General features: G+C 58.8%; 11 protein-coding genes. 10 read left to right on the top strand and 1 reads right to left on the bottom strand.

Annotated features, from left to right (window positions below; all coding sequences use genetic code 11):
- From eno to ispD, 3 genes are all read left to right on the top strand, one after another.
- On the top strand, positions 1–1,171 hold a 1,171-nt coding region (gene eno, locus ACIOVB_RS26205; RefSeq protein ID WP_401272128.1), incomplete at its 5' end, for a phosphopyruvate hydratase.
- Between the two features lie 171 nt (positions 1,172–1,342).
- Positions 1,343–1,621 carry a cell division protein FtsB gene (gene ftsB, locus ACIOVB_RS26200; protein WP_095189352.1) on the top strand — a complete coding sequence of 93 codons (279 nt, stop codon included), beginning with the start codon at positions 1,343–1,345 and terminating at the stop codon, positions 1,619–1,621.
- Positions 1,618–2,325, top strand: coding sequence for a 2-C-methyl-D-erythritol 4-phosphate cytidylyltransferase (gene ispD / locus ACIOVB_RS26195; RefSeq protein ID WP_401272127.1), 708 nt, complete (start codon positions 1,618–1,620; stop codon positions 2,323–2,325). The genes ftsB and ispD overlap by 4 nt, the downstream gene beginning before the upstream one ends.
- Before the next feature lie 13 nt (positions 2,326–2,338).
- Here ispD and ACIOVB_RS26190 read toward each other — a convergent pair whose 3' ends face one another.
- A complete protein-coding gene (locus ACIOVB_RS26190; RefSeq protein WP_401272126.1) occupies positions 2,339–3,235 on the bottom strand; it encodes a LysR substrate-binding domain-containing protein in 897 nt (298 codons plus the stop codon).
- Positions 3,236–3,352: 117 nt separating this feature from the next.
- Between ACIOVB_RS26190 and ACIOVB_RS26185 the strand changes: the two genes are divergently transcribed.
- From ACIOVB_RS26185 to ACIOVB_RS26155, 7 genes are all read left to right on the top strand, one after another.
- A complete protein-coding gene (locus tag ACIOVB_RS26185; protein ID WP_401272125.1) occupies positions 3,353–4,465 on the top strand; it encodes an S-(hydroxymethyl)glutathione dehydrogenase/class III alcohol dehydrogenase in 1,113 nt (370 codons plus the stop codon).
- A gap of 65 nt (positions 4,466–4,530) precedes the next feature.
- Positions 4,531–5,376 carry an S-formylglutathione hydrolase gene (gene fghA / locus ACIOVB_RS26180; protein ID WP_187679141.1) on the top strand — a complete coding sequence of 282 codons (846 nt, stop codon included), beginning with the start codon at positions 4,531–4,533 and terminating at the stop codon, positions 5,374–5,376.
- A gap of 45 nt (positions 5,377–5,421) precedes the next feature.
- Positions 5,422–5,895: a 2-C-methyl-D-erythritol 2,4-cyclodiphosphate synthase gene (gene ispF, locus ACIOVB_RS26175; RefSeq protein WP_187679140.1), complete on the top strand. Its 474-nt coding sequence runs from the start codon at positions 5,422–5,424 to the stop codon at positions 5,893–5,895.
- The gene (gene truD, locus ACIOVB_RS26170) at positions 5,892–6,950 is read left to right on the top strand and encodes a tRNA pseudouridine(13) synthase TruD (protein ID WP_401272124.1); all 1,059 of its coding nucleotides are present in this window, start codon (positions 5,892–5,894) and stop codon (positions 6,948–6,950) included. The genes ispF and truD overlap by 4 nt, the downstream gene beginning before the upstream one ends.
- On the top strand, positions 6,938–7,687 hold the full coding sequence (gene surE, locus ACIOVB_RS26165; RefSeq protein ID WP_187679138.1) for a 5'/3'-nucleotidase SurE: 750 nt from the start codon (positions 6,938–6,940) through the stop codon (positions 7,685–7,687). The genes truD and surE overlap by 13 nt, the downstream gene beginning before the upstream one ends.
- 41 nt (positions 7,688–7,728) lie before the next feature.
- Positions 7,729–8,364 (top strand): protein-L-isoaspartate(D-aspartate) O-methyltransferase, encoded by a 636-nt coding sequence (locus tag ACIOVB_RS26160; protein WP_177327338.1) that lies wholly within the window; start codon positions 7,729–7,731, stop codon positions 8,362–8,364.
- Between the two features lie 211 nt (positions 8,365–8,575).
- A partial coding sequence (locus ACIOVB_RS26155) for a LysM peptidoglycan-binding domain-containing protein (protein WP_401272123.1) occupies positions 8,576–9,241 on the top strand: 666 nt, incomplete at its 3' end.

Raw genomic sequence — 9,241 nt, 5'->3', positions numbered from 1 at the left:
TGCATCCACTGGCTCGCGTGAAGCACTCGAGCTGCGTGATGGCGACAAGAGCCGTTACCTGGGCAAGGGCGTGCTCAAAGCGGTAGCCAACATCAACGGTCCGATCCGCGATTTGCTGCTGGGCACCGACCCAAGCGACCAGAAAGCGCTGGATCACGCGATGATCAAGCTCGACGGTACTGAAAACAAAGCGACCCTGGGCGCCAACGCCATCCTCGCCGTGTCCCTGGCTGCGGCCAAGGCTGCTGCACAGGATCAGGATCTGCCGCTGTACGCACACATCGCTAACCTGAACGGCACGCCGGGTGTTTACTCGATGCCGGTGCCGATGATGAACATCATCAACGGTGGCGAGCACGCCGATAACAACGTCGACATCCAGGAATTCATGGTTCAGCCGGTTGGCGCCAAGTCTTTCTCGGAAGGTCTGCGCATGGGCACCGAGATTTTCCATCACCTCAAAGCTGTGCTGAAGGCCCGTGGCCTGAGCACTGCCGTTGGCGACGAAGGCGGTTTCGCACCGAACCTGGCGTCCAACGAAGACGCTCTGAAAGTGATCTCCGAAGCCGTGGCCAACGCCGGTTACAAACTGGGCACCGACGTGACCCTGGCACTGGACTGCGCGGCCAGCGAATTCTACGAAGACGGCAAGTACAACCTGTCCGGCGAAGGCCCGGTGTTCACCGCTGAAGGTTTCGCCGACTACCTCAAAGGTCTGACCGAGCGTTACCCGATCATCTCCATCGAAGACGGTCTGGACGAGTCCGACTGGGCTGGCTGGAAGATCCTCACCGACAAGATCGGCGAGAAGGTTCAACTGGTAGGCGACGACCTGTTCGTGACCAACACCAAGATCCTGAAAGAAGGCATCGATAAAAAGATCGCCAACTCGATCCTGATCAAGTTCAACCAGATCGGCACCCTGACCGAAACCCTGGAAGCCATCCAGATGGCCAAGGCTGCCGGTTACACCGCCGTGATCTCGCACCGCTCCGGCGAAACCGAAGATTCGACCATTGCCGACCTGGCTGTGGGCACCTCGGCTGGCCAGATCAAGACCGGTTCGCTGTGCCGTTCCGACCGCGTTTCCAAGTACAACCAACTGCTGCGTATCGAAGAGCAGTTGAATGGCAAGGCCAAGTACAACGGTCGCTCCGAGTTCCGCGGCTAAGTTGTAAATGGTAAAAAGACACCGGATTGTGTCGGAAAAGTCGTGACAGCGATGGATTTGCCACTAATCTGATGCCTTAACAGCACAAGCCTGGATCTTCCAGGCTTCGTGCTATCAGACGTTTCAAAGTTTTGGCGTGGCTGTCTTTTTTCACTGGATACCTGATATTCGATGCGCAGTCCTTACTGGTTGTTTCTCGTTTTGCTCTTGCTGCTGGCCGGTCTGCAGTACCGCCTGTGGGTGGGCAATGGCAGTCTGGCGCAAGTCGCCGAGCTGAATCAGCAGATTGCTGAGCAACATGCCGAGAACGAAGGCTTGCTGGAGCGCAACCGGGTGATGGACGCAGAAGTCAGCGAGCTGAAGAAAGGCATGGAGACCGTTGAAGAGCGGGCTCGCCATGAGTTGGGCATGGTCAAGGACGGCGAAACCCTTTACCAGTTGGCCCAATGATCGATTACCTGCCGGCCTTCTGGGCCGTGATTCCTGCCGCGGGCGGCGGTGCCCGTATGGCCGCGGACCGTCCCAAGCAATACTTGCAACTGGGCGGGCGCACAATTCTCGAACACAGCCTCGGCTGTTTCCTTGATCACCCGAGCCTCAAGGGCTTGGTGGTCAGTCTTGCTGTTGATGATCCTTATTGGCCGAACCTCGCCTGCGTCAACGATCCGCGTATTCAGCGGGTTGAGGGCGGTGCCGAGCGCTCCGGTTCGGTGCTCAATGCCTTGCTGCATCTGCATGCCCAAGGTGCCGATGATGAGGATTGGGTGCTGGTGCACGATGCGGCACGGCCCAACCTGAGTCGCGATGATCTCGACAAGTTACTCACTGAACTGGCGAGTGATCCGGTGGGTGGTTTGCTCGCAGTGCCGGCTCGCGACACGCTGAAGCGGGTCGACAAGCACGGTCGTGTGGTCGAGACCGTGGATCGCAGCGTGATCTGGCAGGCCTATACGCCGCAGATGTTCCGCCTTGGCGCGTTGCATCGGGCGTTGGCGGACAGTCTGGTGGCGGATGCCGTGATCACCGATGAAGCCTCGGCGATGGAATGGGCGGGCCTGGCGCCGCGTCTGATCGAGGGGCGCGCGGATAACCTCAAGGTGACCCGTCCTGAAGATCTGGAATGGTTGCGGCAGCGTTGGACTAACCGCCGCTAGAAGATCAAAGCCTTTAAATTCGATACTCCGGCCGCTCGGCCAATCCTTCCTTGAGAAAGTCCACCAACTTGCGCACCTTCGGCGACAAATGTCGCTGCTGCGGATACAGCGCCCACACCGCCGTGTTCGGCGGCTGATGCGCCTCCAGCAACGAAATCAACGCGCCACTGTGCAGATGCTCCAGCACGTAATAATCCGGCAACTGACACAATCCAACCCCTTGTAGCGCGGCATCCAGCACCGCTTGCCCACTGTTGCAGCGCCAGTTTCCCTGTACCCGCTGGGAAAATTCCCGGCCGTTTTGCTCAAGCTGCCAGATGTCCGAACTGCCGATAAGGCAATTGTGCCGGCTCAATTCCGACAAGCTGTGTGGGCGTCCGTACCGTTCGACATAGGACGGCGAGGCGCAAAGAAACATGCGCCGTGGTGCCAGACGCGTCGCGACCAGTCGTGAGTCCTGCAAGCGGCCGAGGCGAATCGCCAGATCCAGCCCTTCATGCACCAGATCGAGCTGGCGGTTACTCAATTCAATATCGATGCGCAGTTGTGGGTACAGCCCCATGAACCGCGTCACCAGCGGCACGATAAAACGTTCGCCGTAGGCCACCGCGCAAGTCATGCGCAGCATGCCCTTCGGTTCGCTGGTCAAATCACCGACCGCGCGCAAGGCTTCTTCGCGACCGTCCTGCAATCGTTGACAGTGCTGGAGAAAGGTTTGCCCGGCTTCGGTCAGCGTCACGCGACGTGTGCTGCGATAGAGCAGGCGTGTCTGCAAGCGCTCTTCCAGTCGTACGATTTGTCGACTGATGTGCGAGGAAGAAACCCCAAGACGTTCGGCAGCGGCGGTGAACTGGCTGCATTCGGCGACGGCGACGAACTCGTCGATGCCTTCCCAGCGGTTTTCGGACATCGGGATTATCCCTGCATGGCAATAATGTTTTGCTTTTGGCCTGATTATTCATCGTAAAGCCATGTATTACACTCCTTGTCTGGTTTTTTTATTCAATGGATTCACTGGAGAGTCAGCATGATCAAGTCGCGCGCCGCCGTTGCCTTCGAGGCCAACAAGCCGCTGGAAATCGTAGAAGTCGATGTCGCCATGCCCAAGGCTGGTGAAGTGTTGCTGCGCGTGGTGGCTTCCGGCGTTTGCCACACCGACGCTTACACCCTGTCCGGCGCAGACCCGGAAGGCATCTTCCCGTCGATCCTCGGCCACGAAGGTGGCGCAATCGTTGAAGCCATCGGCGAAGGCGTGACGTCAGTTGCCGTCGGCGATCACGTGATTCCGCTGTACACCCCGGAATGCGGCCAGTGCAAATTCTGTAAGTCGGGCAAGACCAACCTGTGTCAGGCGATTCGTGCGACTCAGGGCAAAGGCCTGATGCCGGATGGCACTTCGCGCTTTTCCTACAAGGGCGAAACGATATTCCACTACATGGGTACTTCGACGTTCTCGGAATACACCGTGTTGCCGGAAATCTCCGTGGCCAAGATCTCTAAAGATGCGCCACTGGAAAAGGTCTGCCTGCTCGGTTGCGGTGTCACCACCGGTATCGGCGCAGTGCTCAACACGGCCAAAGTCAAACCGGGTGACACCGTGGCAATCTTCGGCTTGGGTGGCATCGGCCTGTCTGCAGTGATCGGCGCAGTGAAAGCCAAAGCAGCACGCATCATCGCTATCGATATCAACCCGGCCAAATTCGAAATCGCCAAGCAGCTCGGCGCCACCGACTGCGTGAACCCGAAAGACTTCGATCGTCCGATCCAGGAAGTGATCGTCGACATGACCGATGGCGGCGTCGACTTCTCCTTCGAATGCATCGGCAACGTGCAACTGATGCGCGCAGCCCTTGAGTGCTGCCATAAAGGCTGGGGCGAGTCGGTAATCATCGGTGTTGCCGGCGCGGGTCAGGAAATTTCTACCCGTCCATTCCAGTTGGTCACCGGTCGCGTCTGGCGCGGTTCGGCGTTCGGTGGCGTGCGCGGCCGTACCGAGTTGCCAAGCTATGTCGACATGGCGCAAAGCGGCGAAATCCCGCTGGATACTTTCATCACCCACACCATGGGCCTGGAAGATATCAACAAGGCGTTCGACCTGATGCACGAAGGCAAGAGCATTCGTACCGTCATTCATTTCTGATCAATCGTGGTGACATGGCAACAAGTCGTGAAGTCTTGTTGCCGTGACCGCGTAGGAGTCTTTACATGAGTCTGGAAAACATCTCCTGTCAGAAAAGTTTCGGTGGTTGGCACAAGCGCTATCGCCACCGATCCGACGTGCTCGGTTGCGACATGGTATTTGCCGTGTACCTGCCGCCGCAGGCGGAGCAGGGCGGCAAGCTGCCGGTGTTGTATTGGCTGTCGGGTCTGACCTGCACCGATGAGAACTTCATGCAGAAGGCTGGTGCCTTGCGCATGGCCTCCGAGCTGGGCTTGATCATCGTGGCGCCGGACACCAGTCCGCGCGGCCCTGATGTCCCGGGCGATCCGGATGGCGCGTGGGATTTCGGTCTCGGTGCCGGTTTTTATCTGAATGCCACGCAGGAACCCTGGTCGCGGCACTATCGGATGCATGACTATGTCGTGCAGGAATTGCCTTCACTGGTTGAAGCGCATTTCCCGGCCTCCGATAAGCGCAGCATCAGCGGGCACTCTATGGGCGGTCACGGTGCGTTGGTCTGTGCATTGCGCAATCCGGGGCGTTACCAATCGGTGTCGGCGTTTTCGCCGATCAACAATCCAATGGATTGCCCGTGGGGGCAGAAGGCGTTCTCCCGTTACCTGGGCGAAGACCGTTCGAAGTGGAAAGAATGGGATGCCTGCGCGCTGATCGCCGAGGCCGATGAAAAGCTGCCGCTGCTGGTTGATCAAGGTGATCGCGACGACTTCCTCGCCACCCAACTCAAACCGGAAGCCCTGCAACAAGCAGCAAAACAAGCGGGCCATCCGCTGACCTTGCGCTCTCAACCGGGCTACGACCACAGCTATTTCTTCATCTCAAGCTTTATAGACGACCACTTGCAGCATCACGCACGCGCTCTGCGCGGTTAATGCAGGTAGAATCACGCCCTGACAAAAATCGGGGCGTTTTTTCTTATGCGTATTGGCCACGGCTATGATGTGCACCGTTTCGCTGAAGGCGATTTCATTACTCTGGGCGGCGTGCAAATCGCACACAGCTTCGGGCTGCTCGCTCATTCCGACGGTGACGTCCTGCTGCACGCCTTGAGCGATGCCTTGCTCGGCGCCGCTGCGCTGGGTGATATCGGTAAACATTTCCCGGACACCGATCCGCAGTTCAAGGGCGCCGACAGCCGTGCTTTGTTGCGCCATGTGGTCGGGCTGATCCACGCCAAAGGCTGGAAAGTCGGCAACGTCGATAACACCATCGTCGCGCAGGCACCCAAAATGGCCCCGCATATCGAATCGATGCGCGCGCTGATCGCTGCGGATCTTCAAGTTGAGTTGGATCAAGTGAACGTGAAAGCTACTACTACCGAGAAGCTTGGCTTTGTCGGCCGCGAAGAAGGCATCGCCGTGCACTCCGTTGCCTTGTTGCTGCGCGCATGAATGAACTGCAATTGCTCGGCCCGCGGGCCTATGGCGAACCCCTCGGCACCGCAGTACTGAAAGCCATCGCTGAAGATTTCCAGGTCGATGAAGTCCTCGATATTCCGTTTAGCGGTGACGGCGAACACCTATGGATCTGGGTCGAAAAACGCGGCCTCAATACTGAAGAAGCTGCACGGCGCATCGCCAAGGCTGCCGGTGTGCCTCTGCGCACGGTCAGTTATGCCGGGCTGAAGGATCGTCAGGCGCTGACCCGTCAGTGGTTCAGCGTGCAGCTGCCGGGCAAGGCTGATCCCGATCTGTCGGCAGCGGAAAACGATACGCTGAAGATTCTCAAAACCACCCGCCACAAGCGCAAGCTGCAACGCGGCGCGCATTCGGCCAATGGTTTTACCCTGCGCCTGACCCAATTCGCTGGCGACAAAGCGGCCATTGAAGAGCGTCTGCAACTGATCGCCAAGCAAGGCATTCCCAATTATTTCGGCGCTCAGCGTTTCGGCCATGACGGCGGCAACGTCATCGATGCGCGTGCGTGGGCGGCGCGCAAGGCGTTGCCTGAGCAACGCAATGTGCGCTCGCGACTGCTGTCGACGGCACGCAGTTTTCTGTTCAATCAGGTGCTGGCGGCGCGGGTCGCCGATGGCACCTGGCAGCGCGCGCTGGTTGGCGATCTGCTGGCATTCACCGACAGCCGCAGCTTTTTTCCCGCCGGTGAAGCTGAATGCAGCGATCCGCGTCTGGCGATTCTCGACCTGCATCCCACCGGCCCGCAGTGGGGCGAAGGTGACTCCCCGGCCGCTGGCGCTGTCCATGATCTGGAGCAGGGGATTACCGCCCGTGAAGCGGATCTGCGAGATTGGTTGATTCACGCCGGCATGAGCCACGAACGTCGCATCCTGCGGCTGCCCATTGGCGGGTTGACGTGGCATTATCCCCAGCCTGACATTCTGCAACTGGAATTCGTCCTCCCGGCCGGATGCTTCGCCACCGTATTGGTGCGCGAACTTGTTGATCTGGTGCCGGTGGGGCAGACGGACAGCCCATGCGTATTCTGATTTCTAACGACGATGGGGTAACCGCACCCGGTCTCGCCGCGCTTTATGCTGCGCTGGCGGATTACACCGAGTGCGTGGTTATCGCCCCGGAGCAGGACAAAAGCGGCGCCAGCAGTTCGCTGACGCTCGACCGTCCGTTGCACCCGCAATATCTGGCCAACGGCTTTATCAGCCTCAATGGCACACCGACCGACTGCGTACATCTGGGCCTTAATGGTCTGCTGGAACGTGAGCCGGACATGGTGGTTTCCGGCATCAACCTCGGCGCCAATCTTGGCGATGATGTGTTGTATTCCGGGACAGTGGCGGCCGCCCTTGAAGGGCGATTCCTCGAACGTCCGTCGTTTGCCTTTTCGCTGGTCTCCCGTCAGGTGGATAATCTTCCTACGGCGGCCTACTTTGCGCGCAAACTGGTCGAGGCCCATGCCGGGCTCGATCTGCCGCCGCGCACGGTGCTCAACGTGAACATTCCCAATCTGCCCATCGACCATATTCGCGGCATTCAGCTGACCCGACTTGGCCATCGTGCCCGGGCGGCGGCGCCGATGAAAGTCGTCGATCCACGCGGCAAAGCCGGTTATTGGATTGCTGCCGCTGGCGATGCTGAAGATGGCGGGCCGGGCACAGACTTTCATGCCGTGATGCAAGGCTATGTTTCCATCACCCCTTTGCAGCTCGATCGCACCTTCAACGATGCCTTCAGAAGTCTCGACGGCTGGCTGGAGGGACTGCGCTGATGGCTCGTGAACACGAAGACAGAATGCGCAGCGGCATCGGCATGACGTCCCAGCGCACGCGGGAACGTTTGATCCAGCGCCTGTACGAAGAAGGCTTGTCCAACGCCAAGGTGCTGGAAGTGATTCGCCGCACGCCGCGACACCTGTTTGTCGACGAAGCGCTGGCGCACCGCGCTTATGAAGACACGGCGCTTCCAATCGGCCATAACCAGACCATTTCCCAGCCTTATATGGTGGCGCGCATGAGCGAGCTGCTGCTTGAGGCCGGTCCGCTGGACAAGGTACTGGAGATCGGCACCGGTTCCGGTTATCAGACGGCCGTGTTGTCGCAACTGGTGGAGCGGGTGTTCTCGGTTGAGCGCATCAAGGTTCTGCAGGATCGCGCCAAGGAACGTCTGGTCGAGTTGAACTTGCGCAACGTGGTGTTTCGTTGGGGCGACGGTTGGGAAGGCTGGCCGGCCCTGGCGCCTTACAACGGCATTATCGTTACAGCCGTGGCCACCGACGTGCCGCAAGCGTTGCTCGATCAGTTGGCTCCGGGTGGACGTCTGGTGATCCCGGTAGGCTCGGGGGAAGTACAGCAATTGATGCTGATCGTGCGTGAAGAGCACGGTTTCTCACGACACGTTTTGGGCGCTGTTCGCTTCGTGCCTTTGCTCAATGGGCCGTTGGCCTGAGCATTTATGCACAGGCGCTGAATTCCTTTCGTTCGCCTCGGTCTTACTCCGGCGACGATGGTTTAAACGGCGCAGATTGTCAGCTTGCAAACGTGTGCGCGAAGCGATTTCGCTTCATTAAAGGTAAAGCCGATTCGGCCCGTTATACTTGCGACACTTATGCCGAAATCCGGCATTCAAAATTTTTCAGCCACCACAAAGGGAGCGGCGGGTGAGTCTCACAGTCATTGCGCAGCGTATGGGTAACACGAGCTTTCAGCGCCTGGTGACTGGCCTTGTCTTGAGCACCTTGCTGGTGGGTTGCTCCAGCACCAAATCGAGCAATGTCCGGGTAGTCGATCGCAACAATGCAGTCGCGCAGCGTCCGACAGTGACGACCGGGCAATATGTAGTCCGTCCGGGCGATACGATGTTTTCCATCGCTTTTCGCTACGGCTGGGACTACAAAGCCCTCGCAGCCCGGAACAATATTCCTACGCCGTATACGATCCATCCGGGTCAGACAATTCGCTTCGACGGCCGCGCCGGTTCAACGTCCACGGCGGTGGTAAGCAACGCCAGTTCTTCGCCTTCATCATCCAGCAAAACTACGGTAATCCGGCGTCAGGCAAATGGCACGACCACCACTACAACCACCGGTTCTGCGGGCGGTTCTACTGGTGCAGTACCGTCCGTCGCCAACAAGCAAACCCAGGCTCCACTGCCTCCAGCGGGTCCAGCCCCGACCGGCTGGGGATGGCCATCTAATGGCATTCTGATTGGAAAATTCTCTTCAAACGGTAGTTTGAATAAAGGAATTGATATCGCCGGGGATTTGGGACAGCCTGTTTTAGCTGCGTCTGATGGGACGGTGGTATACGCCGGGAGTGGCTTAAGG

The sequence above is a fragment of the Pseudomonas sp. NPDC087639 genome (assembly GCF_044743385.1).
Classification (GTDB): Bacteria; Pseudomonadota; Gammaproteobacteria; order Pseudomonadales; family Pseudomonadaceae; genus Aquipseudomonas.
The sequence above is the reverse complement of the archived record's forward strand: the minus strand, read 5'-3'. Positions and strand labels throughout refer to the sequence as shown.